This window comes from Polaribacter sp. SA4-12, assembly GCF_002163675.1.
Taxonomy (GTDB): Bacteria; Bacteroidota; Bacteroidia; order Flavobacteriales; family Flavobacteriaceae; genus Polaribacter.
The window spans coordinates 1,806,074-1,830,174 of sequence record NZ_CP019334.1 but is presented as its reverse complement, the minus strand read 5'-3'; the positions used below and the strand labels follow the sequence as shown (position 1 = coordinate 1,830,174).

Annotated in this window: 27 protein-coding genes, 2 tRNA genes and 1 pseudogene; 5 read left to right on the top strand and 25 right to left on the bottom strand. The window is 29.1% G+C overall.

Annotation, left to right across the window (positions count from 1 at the left end):
- Positions 1 to 32: 32 nt before the first annotated feature.
- From BTO07_RS07945 to BTO07_RS07855, 19 genes and pseudogenes are all read right to left on the bottom strand, one after another.
- Positions 33 to 626, bottom strand: a complete 594-nt coding sequence (locus tag BTO07_RS07945; RefSeq protein WP_087520726.1) for a DUF2238 domain-containing protein — start codon at positions 624 to 626, stop codon at positions 33 to 35.
- A 126-nt stretch (positions 627 to 752) separates the two neighbouring features.
- Positions 753 to 2,816 (bottom strand): methylmalonyl-CoA mutase, encoded by a 2,064-nt coding sequence (gene scpA / locus BTO07_RS07940; protein WP_087520725.1) that lies wholly within the window; start codon positions 2,814 to 2,816, stop codon positions 753 to 755.
- Positions 2,761 to 3,141 (bottom strand): hypothetical protein, encoded by a 381-nt coding sequence (locus tag BTO07_RS07935; RefSeq protein ID WP_087520724.1) that lies wholly within the window; start codon positions 3,139 to 3,141, stop codon positions 2,761 to 2,763. The genes scpA and BTO07_RS07935 overlap by 56 nt, the downstream gene beginning before the upstream one ends.
- Positions 3,134 to 4,510, bottom strand: coding sequence for a methylmalonyl-CoA mutase subunit beta (locus tag BTO07_RS07930; RefSeq protein ID WP_087520723.1), 1,377 nt, complete (start codon positions 4,508 to 4,510; stop codon positions 3,134 to 3,136). The genes BTO07_RS07935 and BTO07_RS07930 overlap by 8 nt, the downstream gene beginning before the upstream one ends.
- Positions 4,511 to 4,828, bottom strand: a complete 318-nt coding sequence (locus BTO07_RS07925) for an FtsB family cell division protein (protein WP_087520722.1) — start codon at positions 4,826 to 4,828, stop codon at positions 4,511 to 4,513.
- Between the two features lie 4 nt (positions 4,829 to 4,832).
- Complete coding sequence (udk, locus tag BTO07_RS07920) at positions 4,833 to 5,438, bottom strand: uridine kinase (protein ID WP_087520721.1); 606 nt, start codon at positions 5,436 to 5,438, stop codon at positions 4,833 to 4,835.
- 191 nt (positions 5,439 to 5,629) lie between these two features.
- Positions 5,630 to 5,703 (bottom strand) — tRNA-Thr (locus tag BTO07_RS07915).
- Between the two features lie 121 nt (positions 5,704 to 5,824).
- Positions 5,825 to 6,187 (bottom strand): annotated as a pseudogene (locus tag BTO07_RS17665) (SnoaL-like domain-containing protein).
- Positions 6,188 to 6,243: 56 nt separating this feature from the next.
- On the bottom strand, positions 6,244 to 7,551 hold the full coding sequence (locus BTO07_RS07905) for a cryptochrome/photolyase family protein (RefSeq protein ID WP_087520720.1): 1,308 nt from the start codon (positions 7,549 to 7,551) through the stop codon (positions 6,244 to 6,246).
- Positions 7,551 to 8,015: an SRPBCC family protein gene (locus tag BTO07_RS07900; RefSeq protein ID WP_087520719.1), complete on the bottom strand. Its 465-nt coding sequence runs from the start codon at positions 8,013 to 8,015 to the stop codon at positions 7,551 to 7,553. Before BTO07_RS07900 ends, BTO07_RS07905 begins: the two co-directional genes overlap by 1 nt.
- 1 nt (position 8,016) lies before the next feature.
- Positions 8,017 to 8,478 carry a TspO/MBR family protein gene (locus BTO07_RS07895; RefSeq protein WP_087520718.1) on the bottom strand — a complete coding sequence of 154 codons (462 nt, stop codon included), beginning with the start codon at positions 8,476 to 8,478 and terminating at the stop codon, positions 8,017 to 8,019.
- Positions 8,479 to 8,519: 41 nt separating this feature from the next.
- Positions 8,520 to 8,993 carry a glutathione peroxidase gene (locus BTO07_RS07890; RefSeq protein ID WP_087520717.1) on the bottom strand — a complete coding sequence of 158 codons (474 nt, stop codon included), beginning with the start codon at positions 8,991 to 8,993 and terminating at the stop codon, positions 8,520 to 8,522.
- 15 nt (positions 8,994 to 9,008) lie between these two features.
- On the bottom strand, positions 9,009 to 9,692 hold the full coding sequence (locus tag BTO07_RS07885; protein WP_087520716.1) for an SDR family NAD(P)-dependent oxidoreductase: 684 nt from the start codon (positions 9,690 to 9,692) through the stop codon (positions 9,009 to 9,011).
- A 6-nt stretch (positions 9,693 to 9,698) separates the two neighbouring features.
- Positions 9,699 to 9,914: a hypothetical protein gene (locus BTO07_RS07880; RefSeq protein ID WP_087520715.1), complete on the bottom strand. Its 216-nt coding sequence runs from the start codon at positions 9,912 to 9,914 to the stop codon at positions 9,699 to 9,701.
- An 80-nt stretch (positions 9,915 to 9,994) separates the two neighbouring features.
- Positions 9,995 to 10,219, bottom strand: coding sequence for a hypothetical protein (locus BTO07_RS07875; protein WP_087520714.1), 225 nt, complete (start codon positions 10,217 to 10,219; stop codon positions 9,995 to 9,997).
- A gap of 38 nt (positions 10,220 to 10,257) precedes the next feature.
- Entirely contained in the window at positions 10,258 to 10,530 is a 273-nt protein-coding gene (locus BTO07_RS07870) for a TIGR03643 family protein (protein WP_087520713.1), read from the bottom strand.
- Between the two features lie 76 nt (positions 10,531 to 10,606).
- Positions 10,607 to 11,239 (bottom strand): flavin reductase family protein, encoded by a 633-nt coding sequence (locus BTO07_RS07865; RefSeq protein WP_087520712.1) that lies wholly within the window; start codon positions 11,237 to 11,239, stop codon positions 10,607 to 10,609.
- On the bottom strand, positions 11,239 to 12,543 hold the full coding sequence (locus BTO07_RS07860; RefSeq protein ID WP_087520711.1) for an ABC1 kinase family protein: 1,305 nt from the start codon (positions 12,541 to 12,543) through the stop codon (positions 11,239 to 11,241). Before BTO07_RS07860 ends, BTO07_RS07865 begins: the two co-directional genes overlap by 1 nt.
- A 9-nt stretch (positions 12,544 to 12,552) precedes the next feature.
- Complete coding sequence (locus BTO07_RS07855; RefSeq protein ID WP_087520710.1) at positions 12,553 to 13,209, bottom strand: TetR family transcriptional regulator C-terminal domain-containing protein; 657 nt, start codon at positions 13,207 to 13,209, stop codon at positions 12,553 to 12,555.
- Positions 13,210 to 13,361: 152 nt separating this feature from the next.
- On the opposite strand from BTO07_RS07855, the gene BTO07_RS07850 reads away from it, so the two are divergent.
- The 5 genes from BTO07_RS07850 (at position 13,362) to BTO07_RS07830 (ending at position 18,219) form a co-directional block, all read left to right on the top strand.
- Positions 13,362 to 14,447 (top strand): formylglycine-generating enzyme family protein, encoded by a 1,086-nt coding sequence (locus BTO07_RS07850; protein WP_087520709.1) that lies wholly within the window; start codon positions 13,362 to 13,364, stop codon positions 14,445 to 14,447.
- Positions 14,448 to 14,711: 264 nt separating this feature from the next.
- Positions 14,712 to 15,098 carry a hypothetical protein gene (locus BTO07_RS07845; protein WP_087520708.1) on the top strand — a complete coding sequence of 129 codons (387 nt, stop codon included), beginning with the start codon at positions 14,712 to 14,714 and terminating at the stop codon, positions 15,096 to 15,098.
- 333 nt (positions 15,099 to 15,431) lie between these two features.
- Complete coding sequence (locus BTO07_RS07840) at positions 15,432 to 16,703, top strand: MgtC/SapB family protein (protein WP_087520707.1); 1,272 nt, start codon at positions 15,432 to 15,434, stop codon at positions 16,701 to 16,703.
- Between the two features lie 274 nt (positions 16,704 to 16,977).
- The gene (locus BTO07_RS07835; protein ID WP_087520706.1) at positions 16,978 to 17,796 is read left to right on the top strand and encodes a DUF1269 domain-containing protein; all 819 of its coding nucleotides are present in this window, start codon (positions 16,978 to 16,980) and stop codon (positions 17,794 to 17,796) included.
- Between the two features lie 189 nt (positions 17,797 to 17,985).
- Complete coding sequence (locus BTO07_RS07830; protein WP_157663309.1) at positions 17,986 to 18,219, top strand: BON domain-containing protein; 234 nt, start codon at positions 17,986 to 17,988, stop codon at positions 18,217 to 18,219.
- A 272-nt stretch (positions 18,220 to 18,491) separates the two neighbouring features.
- Here the strand turns inward: BTO07_RS07830 and BTO07_RS07825 are convergent, their stop codons facing one another.
- The 6 genes from BTO07_RS07825 to BTO07_RS07805 all read right to left on the bottom strand — a co-directional run bounded on the left by BTO07_RS07825 (position 18,492) and on the right by BTO07_RS07805 (position 24,051).
- Entirely contained in the window at positions 18,492 to 18,986 is a 495-nt protein-coding gene (locus tag BTO07_RS07825) for a hypothetical protein (RefSeq protein WP_087520704.1), read from the bottom strand.
- Between the two features lie 139 nt (positions 18,987 to 19,125).
- Complete coding sequence (locus tag BTO07_RS07820; RefSeq protein ID WP_087520703.1) at positions 19,126 to 20,196, bottom strand: response regulator; 1,071 nt, start codon at positions 20,194 to 20,196, stop codon at positions 19,126 to 19,128.
- The gene (locus tag BTO07_RS07815; RefSeq protein ID WP_087520702.1) at positions 20,193 to 22,949 is read right to left on the bottom strand and encodes a PAS domain-containing sensor histidine kinase; all 2,757 of its coding nucleotides are present in this window, start codon (positions 22,947 to 22,949) and stop codon (positions 20,193 to 20,195) included. The genes BTO07_RS07820 and BTO07_RS07815 overlap by 4 nt, the downstream gene beginning before the upstream one ends.
- Before the next feature lie 274 nt (positions 22,950 to 23,223).
- A complete protein-coding gene (locus BTO07_RS17530; RefSeq protein WP_232457105.1) occupies positions 23,224 to 23,460 on the bottom strand; it encodes a hypothetical protein in 237 nt (78 codons plus the stop codon).
- 58 nt (positions 23,461 to 23,518) lie between these two features.
- On the bottom strand, positions 23,519 to 23,701 hold the full coding sequence (locus BTO07_RS17525) for a patatin-like phospholipase family protein (protein ID WP_232457104.1): 183 nt from the start codon (positions 23,699 to 23,701) through the stop codon (positions 23,519 to 23,521).
- A gap of 275 nt (positions 23,702 to 23,976) precedes the next feature.
- A tRNA-Pro gene (locus BTO07_RS07805) sits at positions 23,977 to 24,051 on the bottom strand.
- Positions 24,052 to 24,101 lie beyond the last annotated feature (50 nt).

Sequence of the window (24,101 nt, the reverse complement as noted above, 5' to 3'; positions counted from 1 at the left end):
GATATATACGCTAGCAACTTTATGCTTCGTAATTAAATTTTATTCAATTGTTTGTTATGTGTTTTACTCAAACTTATTAAAGCAATAATAGCTCCTAACAAAGCTAGTCCCATATCGGATTGAGTATCCCAGATGTATCCTTGTGTTCCAAGAAAAGCTTCTGCAGATTCACCTGATCCAATTGCAACCCACCATTCAATTAATTCATAGAAAGCACTAAATCCTAGACAAAATGCTATGATTAAAAAATTCTCCCAAGGTTTTGAAGTAATAATTTTTTTTCTTATGAAAATCTCTCTAGCTATCATTGCAGGTACAAATCCTTGAGCTAAATGCCCAATTTTATCATAATTATTTCTCCCTAATTCAAATATGTCTTTTATTGTATTAAACAAAGGTACTTCAGCATATGTATAATGCCCGCCAATCATTAATATGATCATATGAATTAGAATTAAATTATAAACTAAAACTGTAAGAGGGAATGATTTTTCTGTTTTCCATAATACAAAAACACCTATAAATGCAGGTATAACCTCTAAAAACCAAGTAAAATAATCATGAGGATTTATTGCAGACCAAATTAATACAATACAAAATATTATAATCCAGATTTTTCTTAACATACGATTTAGTTCTTGTAGATGTTTTTCATAATTATGTAAAACGTTAACGCTAATATGGTTCCGTTTTAATGACTGATATTAGAATTTCGTGAAGTTGCCAGAAATTAAGTTTAGAAACAAATCAAATTATTCAGAAACACTATCGATTAGAATCGTTAATAAATCAATGGCAGCTTTAGAAATTTTAGTTCCAGGTCCAAAGACACCAACAGCACCAGCATCAAATAAAAATTGATAATCTTGTGCAGGAATTACACCTCCTACAATTACCATAATGTCTTCACGATCATATTTTTTCAGTTCTGCAATGACTTGTGGAACTAGTGTTTTATGTCCAGCAGCTAAAGAAGATATTCCTAAAATATGAACATCATTTTCTACAGCTTGTTTTGTAGCTTCTAATGGTGTTTGAAATAATGGGCCAATATCTACATCAAAACCTAAATCGGCATAACCAGTTGCAACTACTTTTGCACCTCTATCATGACCATCTTGTCCTAATTTTGCAATCATAATTCTTGGGCGTCTTCCTTCTAAATCAGCAAATTTATCTGCCAATTCAGCAGCTTTCTTAAAAAGCTTATCGTCTTTTATTTCTTTACTATACACTCCAGAAATTGTTTTATGAACAGCTTTATGTCTTCCAAAAACGAACTCTAAAGCATCAGAAATTTCACCTAAGGTTGCTCTGTTTTTTGCTGCTTTTACTGCTAAATCTAGTAGGTTTTCATTACCTGATTTTGCAGCTTCTGTTAGGTCTACTAAAGATTTTTGAACTTCAGTATTATTTCTATTTGCTTTTAATTGGTTTAATCTTTCAATTTGAGATTTACGAACAGCTTCATTATCAACTTCTAAAATATGTAAAGGGTCTTCTTCTTTTAATTGATATTTATTAACACCAACAATTACATCTTTTCCGCTATCAATTTTTGCTTGTTTAATTGCGGCAGCTTCTTCAATACGCATTTTAGGAATCCCTTTTTCAATGGCTTTAGTCATTCCTCCTAATTCTTCCACTTCAGAAATTAACTCCCAAGCTTTGTTTGCAATATCTTCAGTCAGTTTTTCTACATGATAACTTCCTGCCCAAGGATCTACGGTTTTGGTAATATGTGTTTCTTTTTGTAAATATATTTGTGTGTTTCTTGCAATTCTTGCAGAAAAATCTGTAGGTAATGCAATAGCTTCATCTAAAGCATTTGTATGTAAACTTTGTGTACCGCCAAATGCAGCAGCCATAGCTTCTACAGTTGTTCTTGCAACATTGTTAAAAGGATCTTGTTCTGTTAAAGACCAACCACTAGTTTGACAATGAGTTCTTAAAGCTAAAGATTTTTGGTTTTTTGGGTTGAATTGTTTTACAATCTTTGCCCACAACATTCTTGCAGCTCTTAATTTTGCGATTTCAGTAAAATGATCCATGCCAATTGCCCAAAAGAAAGATAATCTTGGTGCAAAAGAATCGATATCCATTCCTGCTTCAATTCCTTTTCTAATATATTCCAATCCATCAGCAAGTGTATATGCTAATTCTATCTCTGCAGTTGCACCTGCTTCTTGCATGTGGTAACCAGAAATTGAAATTGAATTATATTTTGGCATCTTATTACTTGTATATTCAAAAATATCAGCAATAATTTTCATGGATGGTGAAGGAGGGTAGATATATGTATTTCTAACCATAAACTCCTTTAAAATATCATTTTGAATGGTTCCAGAAAGTTGATTTATTGAAACTCCTTGTTCTTCTGCAGCAACAATATAAAATGCTAAAATGGGCAAAACAGCACCGTTCATAGTCATTGAAACCGACATTTTATCTAAAGGAATTTCGTTAAATAAAATCTTCATGTCTTCAACAGAATCAATAGCTACACCTGCTTTACCAACATCACCTTGTACTCGTTCATGATCAGAATCATAACCTCTGTGAGTTGCTAAGTCAAAAGCAACAGATAATCCTTTTTGACCAGCTTCTAAGTTTCTTCTGTAAAAAGCATTACTTTCTTCAGCTGTAGAAAAACCTGCGTATTGTCTAATTGTCCATGGTCTTCTAACATACATTGTAGAATATGGTCCACGTAAATTTGGCGCAATACCAGCAACAAATCCTTCTTGTTTAAAAGGAGTTTTAGCTGTTTGTTTTGATCTTTTCAGTTTTATATGTTGAACTTCTTTTCTCTTCATTTTTAGCTTCTACTTGTAACTTCATTAAATGGTATAATTGAACACCAATTGCTTTTGCTTCCTGTTCTTTCTTCTTAATTATATGATAGCTTCTTAAAACAAAAAATAGAGAAAACAGACATAAGAAAATAATGATGGCAATTATAAAGTTGACACTATTGCCAAAAAAGTCATAGAACTTGTGTTCTAAAAAATACAAACTAACTGCAACAAAAAAGATGAATCCAATAATAAATGAAGGCAGGTTTTTCTTGATGCTTTGTACTTCCTTTTTTAATTCACTTTGTCTTTTTTGTTTATCTAGAATTTCTTTATTCTTATCCATTATAGGGATTATTTATACCTTTCTCAGAAATTAATCGTTCTTTTTCTAGCGATTCTGAAAGACGGTTTTTAGTTAATGGGGGAATCAAAGTTTTTATGTTTCTTTGCTTTACAAAAGGATACAACTCTAAATCATGCTGCATTCTATCGTCCTTGTTTTGTTGTAAATTTGTGCCTAATAATATGATCTCTTTATCTAGTAAATTTTTTTGCTCTTTTTTTAAGTTTTCTTTTATTTTTTTCTGAATTGTGCCTGTTTTTAACTGTTTTAAAAAACCGCCATTTTTTTCTAGTTGCTTAAAAATGATTAAAGAATTCTCTGCTAGTTGTTGTGTTATAGAATCTATGTAATAAGAGCCGTCAGCAAAACCTTGAGCTTCTTGCAAGTAACTCTCTTGTTGTAAGATTAATAACTGATTTCTAGAAATACGCTCTCCAAATTCATTAGATTTATGGTAAATAGCATCATAAGAAACATTCGAAATAGTATTAGCTCCACCTAAAATTGCACTCATGCATTCTGATGTAGTTCTTAATAAATTTACATTGTAATCATACAATGTTTTATTTCTTAAACTTGGTTGTACAAAAAGATGAGCTTCAACACTTTCTACATCATATTCTTCTAAAAGTGTTGCCCATAAAATTCTAAAAGCTCTTAATTTGGCAATTTCGAAAAAATAATTACTTCCAACAGAAAAAGAAAAATGAATTTTGGTAGCAACTTCTCCTCCAAACTTATTTAAATATTCATTTGCATGTGCTAATGTATAAGCAAGTTGTTGTGTAATTGTTGCTCCACAATTTTGATATAAATCACTAGAAACTGAAATACAGTTACTAGATTTTTTTTGAATGATATCTAGCTTATTGAAATCGTCTTTTAAATTAAAAAACCAATTACCACTTTCTGCTAAATTTCCAATAATGTCTGTCTGAAAATAGGTGTTTTTAGAATTGATGAAATTCGAAACTTCCGTTTGAAAACCATCATCTAAAAATGAAAAATGAAAATAGATGAAAATAGATTCAAGTTTTATATTTAGTAATAATTTTTTATAATCAAAAATTGAATTTGCTTTAAATTGAATTGATGTAGCTCCCCTTTTAAGAGCATCAATTGCTAAAGAATTTGCTATTTTTTCATCATCAACAAAAATAGATTGACAAATATTAAATCCTTTATTAGGAGTTTCTACTTTATGATTTGTTCTATCTTCTGAGGTGTAAAAAGGTTTTACAACAATTCCTTCGTTGGTTTTCCAAAGAAGCGAATCATTATAATCTGCTCCTTTTAAGTCTACCTGAATTTTATTTTTCCAAGCAGAAGGAGTAGTTTTTTGAAACTCATTAAATAGAGATGTACTCATTTATTCTTTTATTGTGTCAAATTCTATTAAATAGATATCTTCATTCTCTTTCTTCATTAAATACTTTTCTCTAGCGAAACGTTCTAATTGAAGTGAGTCTTGTAGTTTTTTTATAGTAGCTTTATCTTCAGCTATTTTATTTTCATAGAAAGAGATTGTACTTTCTAAATCATTAATTTCATTGTCTAATTTTCTATGAACTAAGTATGAATTGTCATCAATAAAAAACATCCATATTAAAAAAGGAATTAAGATTAAAACAAAAACATTTGTTATAATCTTTATAAAACGATTTTTCCTTATTTCTTTTAGAGTCATAAATTTATAAACGGTCGTTAATTACTGTTCTTACAACATCAATTGCAACGGTATTATGTTTATTATTAGGAATGATAATATCTGCAAAATTTTTGGTAGGCTCAATAAATTGAAGGTGCATTGGTTTTAAAGTATCTTGGTATCTATTTAAAACTTCATCAATATCTCTACCTCTTTCTGTAATATCTCTTCGAATTCTTCTAACTAATCGTTCATCAGTATCTGCGTGTACAAATATTTTGATGTCAAACAAATCCCTTAAAGCTTCGTTGTTTAAAATTAAAATTCCTTCAACAATCACCACTTTTCTAGGGTGTGTTTTTACAGTATCTGTTGTTCTGTTATGTGTTACGAAAGAATATACTGGTTGTTCAATTGTTTTTCCTGATTTTAATTTCTTTAAATGTTTAACAATTAATTCAAAATCAATAGCCCTTGGATGGTCAAAATTAATTTTTGTTCTTTCTTCGTAAGATAAATTAACTGTTTGGTTGTAGTAAGAATCTTGAGAAATTACACAAACTTCATCAGTAGGTAATTGTTCAATAATTTGATTTACTACTGTAGTTTTTCCACTTCCTGTACCTCCAGCAATTCCAATAATGAGCATAAAATTATAATTAGGATAATTAATCGACTAAAATAATAAAGATTTTACAATATTATACCCTTTTTTTAGTCTTATGTGGGGCTTTTAAAATTGATACCTCAAATTGAACTCTTTAACTTTATGTTCGTTTTAAAGTTTGCGTAAAAAAAGAAAGTCTCAAAACATAAATGTTTTGAGACTTTTAAAATTTGAGCCGATGGAGGGACTCGAACCCACGACCTGCTGATTACAAATCAGCTGCTCTAGCCAGCTGAGCTACATCGGCTTTTATTTTGAGTGCGCAAATAAACTACAATTATTAGTATCTACCAAAATAAATTTAATTTTTTTTCAAAAAAAAAGGCTCCAACATTATTGAAGCCTTTTTATCAAGAATAAATAATTTACTACATGGTATAAAAGAATTGTTCATTCGTTATTTTACCATCTTGTACTTCAAAAACGCAAACTTCTTCCATTTGTTGTCTTCCTCTGCTTTTAAATGTAACATCGAAGTACATTTTACTTGTATAATGATTATTTGCAACGACAGGATCTGAAATTTCACCTTTATGAAACTCAACAACGTCTTCTAACTATTGCTTGCTTTTTTCAAAAACTTCTTTTTTACTAGAAACAATTTCACCAAAAGGAACACCAGGCATTTCTTTACTAACAACATTGTCTGCGTATAATTCTTCTATGCATTCTAAGTTTTTTCCTTGCTGACACATTTCTTGCCATTTTTTTGCTACTTCTTGTGTATTCATAATTTTGTGGTTTTTGGTTGTGTTTAAAGTTATGAAAAAAAAATATTAAACAAAAATTAGAAATCCCTTAAAGCTTTTTTATACGTTTCTAAACAACGTTCCCTAGCAAATTTATGTTCAACAATTGGAGTAGGATATGTGAGTTCTTGAAAATCTGGCACCCATTTTTTTATATAATCTAAACCTTTGTCAAATTTTTGAATTTGAGTTGTTGGGTTAAAGATTCTAAAATATGGAGCAGCATCAACGCCAGTACCTGCAACCCATTGCCAGTTTCCAATATTGCTAGATTGTTCGTAATCGTGTAATTTTTCTGCAAAATAAGCTTCTCCCCATCTCCAATCGATTAATAAATGTTTGCAAAGAAAACTACCAACCAACATTCTAACTCTATTGTGCATAAAACCAGTTTGGTTTAATTCTCTCATACCAGCATCTACCAAAGGATAACCAGTTTCTCCTTTACACCAAGCATCAAATTCATTTTCGTTATTTCTCCAAAGAATTCTATCGTATTTTGGTTTAAAACTATCTTTAACTGTATGTTGAAAATGCCATAAAACTTGCATAAAAAACTCTCGCCAAATTAATTCTTTTAAGAATGTAATATTATTGCTTTTAGATGCTTTTTCAACCATTTTTCTTACACTTACAGTTCCGAAACGTAAATGTGTGCCTAATTTTGACGTACTATCTTTTGCTGGGAAATTTCTAGTTTCTTCATAAGTATCAATAATTTGAGTTGAAACTTTATAAGACTTAACTTTTATTGAAGATTTTGTGAAACCAATATCTTCTAATGTTAAAAATTGATGTGTTTCTTTTTTGATAAAATGTTCTAGACAATCTTCTGACGTATAAAATTGAATTCCTTTAAAATGAAAAGCTTCTAACCATTTTTTAGAATAGGGTGTATATACTTTGTATGGAGTTCCGTCCTTTTTAACAATTTCATTTCGTTCAAATATTACTTGATCTTTATAGGTTTTAAAATGAATGTTTTTTGATGCTAAAATATTTTTGATTTCTAAATCTCTTTTGATTGCAGAAGGTTCGTAATCATGATTCGTAAATACAGTATCAATTGTATATTTTTCTGATAAAGATTTAAAAATGTCAATTGGTTTTCCATAATAGATGTCAATAGCGCTTCCTTTTTCTTTTAATTGATGGTTTATTTTTTTAATTTCTTGATAAATAAAAGAAACACGTGCATCGTCTTTAGGAAGTTTACTTAAGATATCTTTATCAAAAATAAAAATAGGCAGCACTTTTTCGCCTGATTTTAATGCGTGAAATAAGCCACAATTATCATCTAAACGTAAATCTCTTCTAAACCAAAAAATGTTAATTTTATCAGTCATTATTTTAATTCGCCAAATAGTTCAATTAATTTCTTTTGTCTGTGTGCAAAAATTTCTTCAAGCTTAGGTTTTACTAAAATTGGATGTACCATTTGGCCTAAAATTCCCATCGGAACTTTGTAATCGATAATGTCTTCCATTTCTACGCCACCTTCAATTTCTTTGATAAAATGTTTGTGATGCCATAATGCATAAGGACCAAAACGCTGCTCATCTACAAAATATTCATTCTCTTTTACGTGTGTAATTTCTGTTACCCATTTTGTTTTTATCCCAAGAATTGGGGTAACAATATATTGAATTATTTGACCAGCAAACATTGGTTTTTCTGCTCCAGAAAGTATATCGAAACTCATATATTCTGGAGTAATTGTCTTTAAGTTTTTTGGGTTTGATAAAAACTCCCAAGCTTTTTCAACAGAAATTGGTAATTGCTGTTTTCTATGAAATGTGTAAATTTTCATCTTAATTATGAATTAGAATGTAAAGATTTAAAGAGGTTGCAATGCAGAGCCAAATGATATAGGGCACTAATAAAAATTTATAATTACCAACTTTGTTGCTTAATTTAAAGAAGTAATAAAATAGGAGCGAAGTAAGTAATAGTAGTATAACTAACCCAAATAATACTAAATGTTGGTTGAAGAAAATGTAGTTCCAACTTACGTTTAGAATAAACTGAATTAAAAGGATAATAATTAATTTAGAACTGTAATCTTTTATAAAAAGGTGTCCTAAATAAATTGAAAAACAAATCATAATTAAAGTCCAAGCAATTCCAAAAACAATGCCTGGTGGTGTCCAAGGAGCTTGGTTTAAACTTGTATACCATTCTGTTAATGGTCCATTATTCATTAACCAACTTCCAATAGCTAACCCACCGAAATTGATGATTAAAAATAATAAAGTAAGTTTTAATTGTTTCATAGGTTTATTATTTTGTTTGTAAAAACTTAATTTTTATGATTTTATGATTTTAGGTGTTTTGTGATTTTTGAGCTCAAAGGTTTTGTAATTGAAAAATAGTAATCAATTAATTTTCCTTCGGGAGAAACTAAATATTTTTGAAAGTTCCATCTTACGGTAGAACTCTTTTTGTTATTTAATTTTCTTGAAGTTAGCCAAGTGTATAAAGGATGTTGATTTTCACCTTTTACAGCTACTTTTTCTGTAATTAAAAATGAAACTCCATAATTTAATTCACAAAACTCTTGAATCTCTTCATTGTTACCCGGTTCTTGTTTTCCAAATTGATTACAAGGAACACCGATAACAACCAAATTATCTTGATGCATTTTTTGTAATTCTTCTAAATCTTTGTATTGAGGAGTAAAACCACACTTAGAAGCTACATTTACAAAAAGGATATGTTTTCCTTTAAAATCTGATAATTGAATAGGATTGTTCTGGAGACTTTTAATCTCTACATCGTAAATACTCATTATGTTATGGTTTATTTATATTTTAAAACTTACGATTCCACAGTCTAATTCGAAAATTTGACCTGAAATAGAACTTGCTTTTTCAGAGATTAAAAAAGTAGCTAAATCAGCGACTTCTTTTGGATCTAAATATTTTTTTAGAGGATGACGTTCTGTAATGTTTTCTATCATTCGTTCATTACGCAATAATTTAGAAGCCAAATCTGTATTGGTAACAGTTGGCGCAATTGCATTTACACGAATTGATGGTGCTAATTCTGCACCTAAGGATTTTGTTAAACCTTCTACAGCAGATTTTGCTGCGGCTATACTGGCGTGAAAAGGCATTCCTAGTTTTGCAGCTACAGTACTAAATAATAAGATTGAAGGTTTATTTCCTTTTTTTAAAGAAGGTAAATAATGTTGAATTGCTTTTACAGCACCAATAACATTTATTTCAAAGTCTTCTCTGAAATCATCTAGTTTAAGACGAGAAATTGGTTTTAAATTGATGCTTCCCGGGCAATAGATTAAAGTATCTATTTCTTCAAGGTTAGGTAAGTCATCATTAAGAATATCACATGTAAAGTGAGTAAGATTAGTATGGGAAAGTATAGGTTTTGTTCTGCTTATATTAATAATTGAGTTTTCATCAATTAAAGATTTAATAATTGCATTTCCAATTCCTTTACTTCCACCAATAACTAAAATTTTATTCATATGCTTTTAAGGTCTTCCTTTCAAGCGCTTCTCAATTTTTTGTTTAACTGCAGTTAAGCGCTTCATTTGATCCATTATTTCAAGATCTTTTTCTACTTTATATACTTCGTTTAGTTCTAGTATTAAGGCTTTTACCTCTCTAGATGCTACAATTCTATCACTTGTTGTTTTGAATGAGAATTTTCTGTGTTCAAATTCTTCAGCTCTTTCTAATAAATTCATTCTGTTTTTTCTCTATTTTATTCTATAATTTTCGAATATAAATATAAAAAAGTTAAAAAAGCAAGAAAAAACTTAATTTATTATGATGTTAAAGGTTTTCCTTTTAAACGTCTTTCAATTTTTTGCTTAATAAGAGTTAATCGTTTCATGATGTCCATGATTTCAGAATCTTTGTTTTCTTTATAAACTTCATTCAAACTTAAAATTAAAGATTTTGCTTCTCTAGCTGCTAGCACACGATCGCTAGTAGTTGGAAACCTCATTTTTCTTGTTTCAAATTCTAATGCTTTTTCTATTAATGTCATTATTTACTATTTTACATTGTTTTGTAATTCTATTCTTTTTATCTTTTAGAAATAGCGTTACCTGATATTGCTTTTTGTCTAGAACATTTAAATCTACCTTTGGCAAAGACTCTTAATTTTTCATGTTTAGTTTTTCTTCCTTGTACTCTTTCTCTCCAAATTTTGAAGCTTTTAGGCTTCATTTCTCTTCGCATTAAATGAATTACATCTTGTTCTTTTAAACCAAACTGAAAAAGAATCGCTTCAAAAGTTGTTCTATCCTCCCAAGCCATTTCTATTATTCTATCAATTGCTATACCATCTATGTTCATTTTTAATAGATTTAAATTATCACGTTATAAACTATATACAACGTTTGGTTATAAGTATTAACTATTGGGATAATTTTTAAACACTTTGTTCTCCCTTTTTAGGTCTTTGATAAGACAATTGTTTTTTAAACTTAGGAATTGCATAGGTGTCTAATCCATTAATAGTTGCAATATTTCCTTTTGATAAATTTATCAATCCATCGTTTTCAAGCAACTCATCTTTTACATATAATTCTTGAATCTGAGCTACAATTAAAAGTACATCATTTGAGGCAACATATATTTCTTCAACAAATTTCATACTCATTTGTACTGGAGAATTTTTGACAAAAGGAGCTTTAAAACTCCCTTTAAATTCTTCTTCTAGGTTGGTAACATCAAACTCAGAAATTTCTTCTGTGTATTTTGCTGATGTATGATGTGCATCCTCTATAATATCTTCATAAATATGATTAATTGTAAAAATACCATTTTCTTTTATGTTTTTGTAAGAATCTCTTGGTATTGTTGTAGGTCTTAAAATAAAGCCTAAAGTTGGCGGATTAGAACCTAAATGAGTAACAGAACTAAATATGGCAACATTAGACACTCCATCACTTGATATTGAAGCTATTAAGTTTGCCGATTTAAAGCCCGAGCAACTATTTATAAGGTTTATCTTATAAAGATGTTCTAAGTTTTCTATGTTTTTATTGTTGAAAAAAGCCACTAAAAAGATTTAAAATTATTGATTTTTACATTTTTTGCCTTTAAATCGTGCATTAAGTTATACAAACCAAAAAACGTTCTGTTTATATAAATAAAGTGTTTAGAACCTCTATTTCCATTCATATTTTTAAGTTCTGTACTTTTTGCATATTTCTGTCCTAAATCTGAAATTTTACCAAAGAAATTTTCATCAGAAAAATCAAAAAATTGTTGATGTAATGGTTGTGTAAACAAACTTAACATTTCATGAAACATTGCTCTGAAAAAGTCTAATTCTTCTTTAGAATCATCTTCTCTAAGGATTTCTAATTCGTATAATTTTTGTTCAAAAAGAACTGGGTCAGAAATGTTTTCTGGTTTCGCTAATTCGAAATAAGGAGTGTAAAATTCCATAGGAATCGTTTTCATACAGCCAAAATCGATTACAATTAGTTCGTTTTCTTTTGATACAAGAAAATTCCCAGGGTGAGGATCTGCATGTACTTTTTTTAATTTATGCATCTGAAACATATAAAAATCCCACAATGCTTGTCCTAATTTATTAGAAACTTCTTCATTGTTTGTAGTAAATTCAGATAAATGTAGACCATGCATCCAATCCATCGTAATAATTCTATCTGTAGATAAATCTGAATAATATTCTGGAAAATTAAGATTAGGTATGTGTTTACAAGCTGCTACAATTTCTTTACTTTGTTCAACTTCTAAGATATAGTTCGTTTCTTCAACCAACTTGTTTTCTACTTCTTTAAAATATTTATCAGAATCTTTTCCTTTAATGTTAAACATTTTAATTGCAATTGGTTTTACCAAAGCTAAATCTGACGAGATACTTTTAGCAACACCAGGATATTGAATTTTTACAGCCAATTCTTTTCCGTCTTTTTCAGCTTTATGAACTTGACCAATACTTGCCGCATTTACTGAAACAGCATCAAATTTATCATAAATTTCATTTGGATTTTTTCCAAAATATTTATTAAAAGTTTTGGTAACTAAAGCAGGAGAAAGTGGAGGTACAGAAAATTGCGAAAGTGAAAACTTCTCTACATAGGCTTGAGGTAGAATGCTTTTTTCCATACTCAACATTTGCGCCACTTTTAAGGCAGAACCTTTTAGTGTTTTTAAACCATCATATATATCTTCTGCATTATTTTCATTCAAACGTGCTTTAGCTTCATCTTCTGTTTTAGTAATTTTATCACCATAATATTTAAGATAATTCACTCCAATTTTAGCACCAGTTGTAACTAACTTAGAAGCACGTTGCATTTTTGAAGTTGGTATAGAATCAATTGTTTTCATACAGCTGTTTTAGTTAAAGTTTACTTTTTCTTTTAGGATGAATTTTCCGAAATCGATGATGCTTTTTAAAGGTTTTATATCCATTAAATCAAAACCAGCATTGATTGATTTCTCTATAAAAATATCTGTTTTTTCAAATGAAGGAGAAACATCATCTAACCAGAATTTCATGGTAATTATTAATTGAATCCAAGAAGATTCTTTTATTGATGTATTTTGAATTTTTTCTAAATTTTCTTGTTTTAACTCAATTCTATCAATATTTAAATCTTCAATATATTTTATGTAAGCTGTTCTTAAGGATTTTATTGATTTTAACTTTTTAAGATCTTTTTTAGCACTTTCTAAAGCATATACAACATAGCTTCTATTGGCTGTAAGTATCTCAAAAAAAGTAAAGTAAAAACTTAATAATTTGTTTCTTTTATCGTAACTTTCATAGTCCTCACTTTTATTCAAAACTGTTATTGTGTGATGAAAGAAATCTGAAAATATAGCTTCTTCAATAGTTTCAAAAGAGCCATAGAACTTATAGAAATCAGCTTCTTCAAAATTATTTTCTTTTGCAAAACTGAATACTGATTTTGGTTGATGATTGTTCTCTAAAACAAATTCCATATACCAGTTTATTAGGTTGTCTTTGGTGATATTTTTTTTGCGAGCCATAATTTATTTTAATTTATGTAAAGATACAGATGTTTAACGAATTTATAATTTTGTTAAACAATAAATTTTTGTTAAAAAAAATAAATGAGTTTAAGGAGTTAAAAAAGCAAGTAATAAGAATATCTATATTTGCTTAAAATTAAATTATAAGTATGAATTTTAAGACATTATTTACATCAGTTGTATTAACTGCATTTGTAATTGTTAGCTGTAATCAAAAGAAAGTACCAAAAGAAGATAAAATTATAAAAATAACCAATAATACAGAAAATGTTGAGACACCAGAAGGAATGATCTGGGTTGCTTCAAAAACTTTTTTAATGGGTGCAAAAAACGATGATAGATTTGCAATGGCGCGTGAAAAACCCGCTCATAAAGTAGCTGTTGATGGTTTTTTCATTGATTCTCATGAGGTTACAAATAAACAATTTAAGGAATTTGTTGATGAAACAAAATATGTCACAGTGGCAGAAAGACAAATAGATTGGAATGTTATAAAGAATGATTTACCTCCAGGAACTCCAAAACCTGCAGATTCAGTTTTACAACCAGGGAGTTTAATTTTTAATAAACATACAAAAGGTGTTGTTTCTATGGATAATTATGGACAATGGTGGGTTTGGAAGATTGGTGCAAACTGGAAACAACCAGAAGGACCAGGTAGTTCTATTGATGGAAATGATAATTATCCCGTTGTTCATATTGCTCAAGAAGATGCTTTGGCTTACTGTAAATGGTCAAATAGAAGATTACCAACTGAGGCAGAATGGGAATCTGCAGCACAAGGAAAATTTGAAGATAATATTTATTCTTGGGGAAATAAGTATGAAGATTTAAATACAAATGCAAATACATGGCAAGGAAAATTTCCAACAGAAAATGTAACAGAAGATAGATTTGAATATATTTCACCTGTAAAATCGTATCCTGCAAATAGTATTGGTTTGTATGATATGGCTGGTAATGTTTGGGAAATAACAGCAGATTTGTTTAATGTAAATTATTATCAAACGATAGACCCAACAGTTGTTTCTAATAATCCTAAAGGAGCAGATAAATCATATACACCAAGTAATCCTTATCAAACAGAATATGTAATGAAAGGTGGTTCTTTTTTATGTCATGAGTCTTATTGTGCTAGTTTTAGAATTTCAGCAAGAATGGGAATGGAACCTAATTCTGGTTCAGACCATATTGGTTTTAGAACTGTTGCAACTAGAAATATGTTAGTGAAGTAATAAGAGTTATTCTACTTATTTAATAAAAAAGACCTTGATAAATTTATCAAGGTCTTTTTAGTTTTAAGAAAACTTAAAAGTATCCAAATTACGATTAATATTACTTAATGATAAATCGTTTTCAAGAGGAAATGTTTTTGTTTAATAGGTTTTACAGAGTTATTTAAAATGATTTGGGTCATTTTAAAAGTGACTAGAATTCTTAACCTTTATGCTATATTATGAATATGTAATCTTAAAAGATTATTGTAAAAAAATAAGACCATGGAAACAAAAATTTTAAATAATGTTAACCTTCATTTTGAGCATGTACAATGGAAACGTGAACTTATTTTTTGGGATGATGAGCTAAAATCGTTCAATAACAGATTAAATGAACTAGTAACGCGTTGGACAGATAAAGACGTGCTTGCACAACTAGAACATTACCAGAATGAATTTATTCTTCATGCTGGTGTTATAGATGATATTGTAGAAGCAATCAATAAGCATGAAATGATTATTTCTAAATATAGTGAAAAAAGTTATGATTTCATGGACATTTATATGGTGAAAAATCATTTAGAGTTTCGTGATAAAATGGAAACTCAAAGGCAAATTTATGCCGATCTCAAAAAAGAATTTTTTAGATTTCTATCTAAATATATGTAGTTAGTAAATGAAGTGTAATCTCGTACAGAAAAGAATCGTAAGATTTATTAATTCATAGAACGTCCTCACCTAATATAGTTTTGAGGACGTTTTTGGTTAATAATCATTTTTATTATGGTGAAATTATCCGCCTTTTAATTTTATTAATTTTGGTTTATGTAGTCAGTTATTTAAGGTATCTTTATCTAGAAAAAAATGAAGTACCTTTAAAAGGAGATGTAGTTATCTTAAAAACAGACGTATAAAATATTTTTTCGACAAAGCATAACAGATCTATTTATCTAATTACTTAAAATATTTTTATCTAAAAAAAGGATACGTAATAAAAAGTAAATGCAAACATATCAATACATACAAGAACTAGTTGGGCCTTATATTTTAGGGGTTTTAATAAGTCTAGGAATAGGTCTTATTATTGGCCTAGAAAGAGAATATGATAGGTTGAAAGAAAAAGGTTTTGCAGGAATCCGAACTTTTCCTATCGTTGCAATTCTTGGTTTTTCCGTAGGTAATTTAACAGATTTTTTTAGTAATTGGTTTGTTATTATTGGTTTTGGCTCATTTATTTTGTTTTTAGCTTTTCAGCATTTTGTAAAAAAGAAAGAAGAATGTGGACAAGGTTTAACCACTAATTTAGCACTTATAGCAACTTTTGTTTTAGGAGTAATGGTTTCTGTAGATTATTATAAAGAGGCAGTTGCTACAGCAGTTATTATTGTAACCTTGCTTTCACTTAAAACAAGGTTTCGTTCAGTAATCAGTAATATTACATCAGAAGAACTTTTTGCATTTATAAAGTTTTCTATAATTGCCTTATTAATACTTCCTTTTCTACCCAACAAAACGTTTGATTCAGAGGGTTTATTAAACCCTTTTGAAATTGGTTCTATTATTGTAATTGTTTCCTTTTTAAACTTTATAGGTTATTTTTTAGTAAAATTTGTGGGCTCCAAAAGAGGAATCATTCTTACAGCTATTCTTGGTGGACTTATTTCTAGTACAGCAGTAGCATGGAATTACGCATCAAGAAGTAAGGAATCTCCGGCGCTTTCTAAAAAATATAGTGCAGGTATTATTGTAGCATCAGCAATTATGTTTCCAAGACTTGCTTTTTTGTCTTACATTTTTAATAATGCAATTTTAAAAGAATTAGCAATACCATTTAGTTTGTTAACAATGATTTGCATTATTGCTACTTTACTATTAATGAGAAAAGACGATAATAAACCAGACACCGATATTAAACTTGGTAATCCATTAAATGTGCTCAATGCCATAAGTTTTGGAGCTGTGTATGTAATTATTCTTTTTGCAGTTTTTTATAGCAATCAGTTTTTTGGAGAAAATGGTCTGTTTTACTCTGCTTTAATTGCTGGTTTGGCAGATACTGATGCCATTACAATTAGCATGGCAAAATTCTCTTTAGAAGGCGAAAAACTAAAATTAGCATCCTCAGTTATTATTGCAGCTACCATAAGCAATATGTTGGTGAAACTTCTAATTACACTCTTAAAAGGATCAAAAACAGCGGGAAAATTAGTCGCTTATGCCTTTGCTTGTGTTATTGTGTTAGGCGTTGCGTATATTTTTATTAGTAGAGGTTAATTCTTGTTTTAAGACATAGAGTTTGGGCGTGCCCACATGGGTCAGGCTTTTCGCTACAATTCCTCGCTTCTCCTTCGTCGAGCTGTGGGATTTTCACTTCAATCCTTCACGCAAAAATCGTATCATAAATAAAAAATAAATACATTCTTTTATAACGCTGATCCAGGTCAGTGTGTCACTCGTTATATCATGTTAATTTAGGAGATAAAAAATAAATTGTCGTGTAAAAAAAATAATCTTCATAGAGTTATATTAAATTTTAAAAACAAAAAAAATGGCAAATATTATCGTTGTTCCTCTTAAGGAAGAAACAAAAGCTATTGAAGCTTTGCGCAAAATTAAAGAATTAGATGCTTATGGAGATATTACACTTTATGAGTATATGATGATTCGTAAGATAGAAAATAATCAATATCAAGTATTTGATGGTAAAACAGAGGGGCAAGGTTGGAGAACCTTAACTAGTGCTGCTGTAGGAGGATTATTAGGAGTACTTGTAGGACCAGTAGGTTTTGTTATCGGCTTATATTCTGGTTTAGCCATAGGAGCTGTTGTGGATATTAGTCGTTATGAATTTGAAAAAGACTTTATAAAAAAAGTTAGTAATAAGTTAAGTATAGGTGTTGTAGCTATTATTGCAGAGGTAAGCGAAGATAGTGCTGTTTTTATAGAGAATGCTCTTTCACCTATTACTTCAGAAATTTTAATGAGTGAAGCAGCAATAGAATTTGACGATTATTTAGATGAGCAGATTGAGGAGTTAGAAGATAAAATTGATGAGGAACGCGAAAAGCTTAAAAAAGCTTTAACAACCGAAAAGAGAAAAGTTAAAATAAAGATTGATGCTTTAAAAGCACGTCGAAAAACTAAAGTTGCAAACTTAGAAGCAAAAAGAAAATTTACTTTAAAAGAAGTTAAGGGAAAAACAATATCTCGAATAAACAAGATGGAATCTCGTATAGAAGGTTATGAACGTATTGTTGTGAATTCATTTGAAAAAGCAAGAAAAAAAAGATTAAAAAAGAGAATTAAAAAACAAGAAAAAAGATTAGAACAATTGCATAGTGCATTAGGTGAATATTTTGGAGATTAATTATAAGAGTTATTAAAATGCAAACGAAATGTAAAAGTTAAACCTTTGTCTTAATTATTAATTTAAGCATATAATATCATGTAAACAGATAAGGATTAAACAAGACGCATTGAATGAATTAGAATGGCAACCAACGATTGATGCTACTCAAGTAGGGGGAGTTTAGGTAAAAGTGATATAACTCTTATGGTGAGCGTAAATTATTTAGTAGAAAGAGTAGCTGCAGAAAAACTTGCAAAAAGAGTAAAGGGAGTTCAGGACGTTGTAGACAATATTAAAGTTAAAAATGAAAAAAGTTTCAGTGATACAGAAATCACAAAAAAAAATATCATTGACTTAGAGTGGAATCTTTGTGTCTCTCATGAAGAAATTAATGTAAAAGTTAAAGAAGGACATGTTTTTTTATCTGAAAAAGTAAATTAGCCATTTCCAAAAAATGCTAAAATAAGAAGTTTAGAATATATTGAAGGCGTAAAAAATATCACAAATAATATAAGTATACTTAAAAAAATAACACCGATTAGTGTTGGTTGAAAATGAAGAATATTTGGGTTTTAATCTAAAGGATACACATATTTTAGAGAAGGAAAAGTTGTTTACATAAGATATAAATATGTAATATATAAAGATGCAATAATGATTTTTTTTTAATGTAATTGGGTTAGTCAATTATGCGTATTGGTTATACTTCTACTTTAAATATACACTTTTTCTAATATATTTAAGTGATCTTCTATACTTGTCAATTCATTTTCGTTACCTCTAATTACCAGAAGATAATTTCCTTTATTTAAAATATTTATAAAGTGCGTTACCTTTTCCTTATCAATGCCTAAGCCTCTTAAAATTCCAAAAGGTCCTGTAGGCATAGATCCTATTTTTTTTAGTTCAACTTCTTCAGAAAACAGAGCTCCTAAGAAACCCGTAATAAAAATAGTTCCAATCTCCGGATTTGATAGAATTTCAAAACCTTCAGAAGATTCAAATAATTTTTTATATCGATTTTCTAAAGTAACTGGGTTTTCTACATTGTTTAATTTTTTTTGATGAAATTTTCCAATAACGGATATTTGTAGGTTCTTGTTTTTATATTCTTTAATAATTTTTAGAACTATTTCAATGGATTGAAAATCTATATATGATTTTAATAAAACCCTTTTAGGACTGGTTTTTTGTATTTTAAAGTTCATTCTATATTTAGTAAAGGCAATGCATTATTTGTTTTACAGCTAAGTTAATCATGTAAAAATATAAAATGAATGATCTGAGTCAATTCAATATTTTTTAGGTATTTTATTTTAAATTTAGAGCGTCTAATTTTATAATATACTAGCCAAATTCTGCTATTTCTTTTAAACTTTCTTTATCAAATAAAACAAGTTTTCTACCCTTTTCTACGCCAATTAAGCCTTCGTTTCTAAATTCGGTTAGCATTCTTATAGCAGTTTCTGTTGCTGTGCCTATAATTCCTGCAAAATCTTCTCTAGGAATACTAATACCAACGTGTCTTTCATCTTTCATCATTCCCTTTGTATCTAGTTCTAATAATGCTTTTGCTGTTCTTTGACGAACCGTAGCAAAAGCCATATCTACTAACTGTTGTTGTAAATGAATCATATTATTAGATATCATACCAATAAATTTATTAGAGACCTCTTTATTTCCATATAATAATTTAATGAAATCAACCTTAGGTACTTCGTAAACTTCTGCTTCACCTAAAACCGTAGCGGTTTCTATATAAGTTTTATTATCGCCTAAGAGAGATAATTGACCTATAAAATCTCCAGGACGAAATATACCTGTTACAAATTCTTTTCCAGATTCTGTACTTCTATACGTTTTTACGGTTCCGCTATGCACAAAAAATAAACGATGTGCTATTTTGCCTTCTGTAAAAATAGTTTCTTTGTCTTTGTATTTTTGAAGGCTTCTGTCTTTAGATAGATCTTCTAGATTTAAATATTCTGAAGCTTCTTTTAAAAATTCATTTATACCTTTAATACTCTTAGAAAATTTTCTTTTCAAAAAGGAATTCTTTTTTAAACGGCTTTTTATCGCTCCTAATAATTCTTCTTCTTCAAAAGGTTTGGTTAAGTAATCGTCAGCACCTAAATTCATTCCTTTTCTCATATCAGATTTTTCAGATTTTGCTGTTAAAAAGATAAAAGGGATGGCAGAGGTTTTTGTATTTTTACTAACACGTTCGAATACGCCATATCCGTCTAATTCAGGCATCATAATGTCACACAAAATAATATCAGGCACAAATTTGTAGGCCTTTGAAACGCCAGTTTTCCCGTTTTCTGCGGTAATTACCTTATAATTTTCGAGTTCAAGAATTTCGGCAGTATTTTCTCGAACATCCTGATTGTCTTCAATTAATAATACTTTTTTCATTTCTTTAAATTTAAAGGAAACTCAATGTAAAAAGTTGAGCCCTTGTTTACTTGACTTTTAAACTTTATGTTGCCTCCCATTAACTCAGTATATTGTTTTACGATATTTAATCCTAAACCAGTTCCTTGTATGTTTGCAGCATTGTTGGCACGGTAAAACCTTTGAAACATATTATTTTGATCTTTAATAGGGATGCCAATACCTTGATCTATTATTTCAATTTGTAATTTAGAATGACTACTTTTTATTTTGTAAGTGATTTCTGTATTTTTTTCTGAATATTTGATGGCATTAGAGAGCAAGTTAAAGGCAATATGTTTAAATAATTTTTGATCAAGAAAAACGTCTTTAGTTAATTGATTGTGAGTAAAATTTATGGTCTGACCATTTTTTTTGATATCTTGAATTTCTTCTATCAAAGATTTTGAAAATTCTATGATATTAAACTTCGAAGGTTGTATAATCACTTTTCCTTCCTCTAATTTACTTAAAGATAAGAAGTCATTAAGTATAACGACTAGGTTTTTAACATTCGATCTTATCTTAGAAATATGCCTCAGTCTTCTATCTTCTTTACCATTTTCGTTTTGTTTTTCAATTAATATAGCAGAAGATAAAATAGCACTTAATGGTGTTCTGAATTCGTGGGAAGCCATAGAGATAAAGCGTGATTTTAATTCACCTAATTCTTGTTCTACTTTTAAGGTATTTAATATTTTAAGTTCTGCTTGTTTTTGATCTGTAATGTTGTTGTAGACAAGTAAAACTTGAGTTATTTTTTTTTCAAGATCAAAAAGTGGTGTTGTATTCACCAGATATGTTCTTTCTTGAAATTTCACTTCAAAAGAACAGTGTTTTCCTTTTAGTGATTTCTTAATTTTATTTTTAACTTTTGTTTTTGCATCTTCCAGTAAACTTTTAATCAGGTCAATTGTAATCTCTTTATCAGGATAACCTTTAAAACATAGCTCCTCGAATTCTTCACCCTCAATAAAAATAATGTTAAAATTTGTATCAACAACGGCAACAAATCCTTTGGGAAAATTTTTAGTAATGTTGGCAATTAGTTGTTTACTGCTTAAGGCTATAATTTCTGCTTCTTCAGTTATTAATATTTGGTCTTCAAGGCTTAAATTAGATGCTACTAGTTTTTGAACCGTTGTTGTAAGTTCTTTAGTTCGTTCTGCTACTTTTTCTTCTAACTCTATAGTATAATTACGTAATCTCTCTTCGCTTTCTTTTAATTTTTCTTCTGCTTTTTTCTGCTTTGTAATACTATTGGTTACACCTATAATTCGAACAGGTTTCCCGTGTTTGTTTCTATAAATATTACCTTTTTCATTAAGCCAATGAACAGATAAATCAGGGTGTATTATTCTATATTCTATGGCGTAACTACTTGTATTTTTTATTGCTTCAGAAATTATAAATTGTACATTGTCTCTATCTTCATGGTGTATTTTCTTTAAAAAAGATTCATAGGTAGCAGTATATTCTTCTGCTTTCATACCAAATAATGAGTTTTGATAGGTGTCTCTTACTATTTCATTAGAAATTAAATTCCAGTCCCAAGAACCAAACTCGCCTGCTTCTAAGGTAAGTTTAAGTCTTTGTTCGTTTTCTAAGATTATCTTTTCAGCATTTTTACTTTCTGTGATGTTGCGTATAATCGATAAAAAATGACCTTCTTCTGTTTTAACTATTCGTGATTCTATATGTATTAACTTACCCTTAAGGGTAAGTGAATATTCAATTATTTGAGTTTTTTTTGTTTTTTCGCATTTAGCAAACGCTCCTCTTATTCTTTTACAAACCTTTTCAGGGAATATTCTATCGATGTTTTTACCTATATTTTCTTCTAACTCAACTCCTTCTGGATTATGGAATTCAAGAAGGTTTCCGTATTTATCATAGAGAATCATTAAATCGGGTAAAGTTTCTAATATATCTTGATTTCTTTTTTTACTGTTTTTTAGCTCATTTTCAATTTTTTTATGTGTGGTAATATCTTGCATGGTACCAAATATTTCTATTGGTTTTTTATTCTTATCAAAAGATATTTCTCCTTTTGTTATAATGTGTCTAATGGTACCATCTGGTCTCAAAATCCTTTTCTTGTATTTATATGGTACTTGCTTTTCAATAGCATTATTTATAATTTCTAAAGTGCTTTCTCTGTCCTCTGGGTGGATAAGTTCTATGGCAGTTTCTGAATTAAGATCTTTGTCTCCAGGTATAAGACCGCAAATTCTATAAAACTCGTCAGACCAATTTCTTTCATTGGTTTGTATATTCCAACACCAATTACCTACATGTGCTAGACGCTGAGATTCTGCTATTTTACGCTTACACTCAATTAGTTTTTGACTTGCCAATATGCGTTTTGTAATATCAATTACAAAAGCGAGTAATACTTGCTTATTATCAGTTTTAGAAGAAGTTAAACTTATTTCTATCGGAAACTTAGAACCATTTTTGTTTATGCCAAATACATCTAAATCTTCACCTATGCGTTTTGTTATAGGTTTTTTGAGATATGTTATTTTGTGAGAACCAACTGTTATTTGGAATATATTTGGAATTAGAGTTTCTATCTTTTTCTCTAACAATTCGCCAGTATTATAACCAAACATTTGTTCGATAGCAGGATTGGCCTTAATAATAGATCCATTATCATCAATGACTAAAATACCTTCAATAGAAAATTCAAAAATGCGTTTAAAAATTGTATCGTCTTTTAATTCGGCTATCATTCTAGAGTGATTTTTGTTTTACTATTCCTTTTGATGTATAAGCTGCTGTATTTTTAATGGGGGGATTTGTTACTGAGTTCTAAAAACGTAAAAATTATCCATCAGAATGCTAAACCAAAAGCATGCTAACGGATAAGAATATCAGATATGTAATCTAAAGTTTTTTCGTTAAAAAAAAATGAAGAATATCTATCCATATTGAACCAAATATATAGTTAATAATTACGGAAAAAAATGATAAAAATCAGTAAAATGAAATGTTTGGGTATTTATTTTAATTATTTATTAGTAGGTTTTTATTGTTTATTAAGGCTCTTTTAGTGTTTGTATAGCCTAAGTTAAAAATAGCATCAATATTACTCATATCAAAAGTACCATAATTAATGAGCTTTTCTAGATAAACGACCAAATCACAATCAGGAAATTTTAGCAGAGATGCTGAAGTTACTTTAATAGTTATGTTTTTTAAATGATTTTCATAGACACCTATAATTCTACCACAATCTTTCATTAGGAGTTCTAAAGGAAAATTATTTAAAGTTCCTCTATCATCATAAAAATTTATAAATTTATAAACTAGGCTTATTGCGTGCGTATCTATTGGTTTGAAATATTGGTATGGTTTTAAAAAAATGCAATATTTCAGACCAGTTTATATCAGCAGCATATAGTGAGCCTAAAATAGCTCCTGCACTTGTTCCATAAATATGAGTTGGTGAAATACCAAACTCTTCTAGCGCCTCTTGCGCCACCTTTAGAAAGAACTAAGCCTATATTCATTGTGTGATTTCTATTCGTTTTCTCTTTATAACCTGGTAATAATTAAATTGAATATTTTATGCTCTATAGTAATTCGAATACTATTTATAGGATAAATTTTTCTCGCTATTTTGTTATATTAAAACTACTCTAACTTTACTAAAATATAATTAAGAAGCCACTATAGAAATGACTTAGGTTATAGATATGCGAATGTTTAAAACAAAAAAAAACCTTGATAAAATTTATCAAGGTTTTTTAGTTTCAGTCGGGGTGGCAGGATTCGAACCTGCGACCTCCTCGTCCCAAACGAGGCGCGATGACCGGGCTACGCTACACCCCGAAAATGATTGTTCATTTAAGGACTGCAAAGATACATCCTTTTTGTAATAA

Excerpts from the sequence above, each read along its gene's own strand:
- BTO07_RS07945 (WP_087520726.1), bottom strand. The coding sequence starts at position 626 with ATGTTAAGAAAAATCTGGATTATAATATTTTGTATTGTATTAATTTGG.
- scpA (WP_087520725.1), bottom strand. The coding sequence starts at position 2,816 with ATGAAGAGAAAAGAAGTTCAACATATAAAACTGAAAAGATCAAAACAA.
- BTO07_RS07935 (WP_087520724.1), bottom strand. The coding sequence starts at position 3,141 with ATGGATAAGAATAAAGAAATTCTAGATAAACAAAAAAGACAAAGTGAA.
- BTO07_RS07930 (WP_087520723.1), bottom strand. The coding sequence starts at position 4,510 with ATGAGTACATCTCTATTTAATGAGTTTCAAAAAACTACTCCTTCTGCT.
- BTO07_RS07925 (WP_087520722.1), bottom strand. The coding sequence starts at position 4,828 with ATGACTCTAAAAGAAATAAGGAAAAATCGTTTTATAAAGATTATAACA.
- udk (WP_087520721.1), bottom strand. The coding sequence starts at position 5,438 with ATGCTCATTATTGGAATTGCTGGAGGTACAGGAAGTGGAAAAACTACA.
- BTO07_RS07905 (WP_087520720.1), bottom strand. The coding sequence starts at position 7,551 with ATGACTGATAAAATTAACATTTTTTGGTTTAGAAGAGATTTACGTTTA.
- BTO07_RS07900 (WP_087520719.1), bottom strand. The coding sequence starts at position 8,015 with ATGAAAATTTACACATTTCATAGAAAACAGCAATTACCAATTTCTGTT.
- BTO07_RS07895 (WP_087520718.1), bottom strand. The coding sequence starts at position 8,478 with ATGAAACAATTAAAACTTACTTTATTATTTTTAATCATCAATTTCGGT.
- BTO07_RS07890 (WP_087520717.1), bottom strand. The coding sequence starts at position 8,993 with ATGAGTATTTACGATGTAGAGATTAAAAGTCTCCAGAACAATCCTATT.
- BTO07_RS07885 (WP_087520716.1), bottom strand. The coding sequence starts at position 9,692 with ATGAATAAAATTTTAGTTATTGGTGGAAGTAAAGGAATTGGAAATGCA.
- BTO07_RS07880 (WP_087520715.1), bottom strand. The coding sequence starts at position 9,914 with ATGAATTTATTAGAAAGAGCTGAAGAATTTGAACACAGAAAATTCTCA.
- BTO07_RS07875 (WP_087520714.1), bottom strand. The coding sequence starts at position 10,219 with ATGACATTAATAGAAAAAGCATTAGAATTTGAAACAAGAAAAATGAGG.
- BTO07_RS07870 (WP_087520713.1), bottom strand. The coding sequence starts at position 10,530 with ATGAACATAGATGGTATAGCAATTGATAGAATAATAGAAATGGCTTGG.
- BTO07_RS07860 (WP_087520711.1), bottom strand. The coding sequence starts at position 12,543 with ATGAAAACAATTGATTCTATACCAACTTCAAAAATGCAACGTGCTTCT.
- BTO07_RS07855 (WP_087520710.1), bottom strand. The coding sequence starts at position 13,209 with ATGGCTCGCAAAAAAAATATCACCAAAGACAACCTAATAAACTGGTAT.
- BTO07_RS07850 (WP_087520709.1), top strand. The coding sequence starts at position 13,362 with ATGAATTTTAAGACATTATTTACATCAGTTGTATTAACTGCATTTGTA.
- BTO07_RS07845 (WP_087520708.1), top strand. The coding sequence starts at position 14,712 with ATGGAAACAAAAATTTTAAATAATGTTAACCTTCATTTTGAGCATGTA.
- BTO07_RS07840 (WP_087520707.1), top strand. The coding sequence starts at position 15,432 with ATGCAAACATATCAATACATACAAGAACTAGTTGGGCCTTATATTTTA.
- BTO07_RS07835 (WP_087520706.1), top strand. The coding sequence starts at position 16,978 with ATGGCAAATATTATCGTTGTTCCTCTTAAGGAAGAAACAAAAGCTATT.
- BTO07_RS07825 (WP_087520704.1), bottom strand. The coding sequence starts at position 18,986 with ATGAACTTTAAAATACAAAAAACCAGTCCTAAAAGGGTTTTATTAAAA.
- BTO07_RS07820 (WP_087520703.1), bottom strand. The coding sequence starts at position 20,196 with ATGAAAAAAGTATTATTAATTGAAGACAATCAGGATGTTCGAGAAAAT.
- BTO07_RS07815 (WP_087520702.1), bottom strand. The coding sequence starts at position 22,949 with ATGATAGCCGAATTAAAAGACGATACAATTTTTAAACGCATTTTTGAA.
- BTO07_RS17530 (WP_232457105.1), bottom strand. The coding sequence starts at position 23,460 with ATGAAAGATTGTGGTAGAATTATAGGTGTCTATGAAAATCATTTAAAA.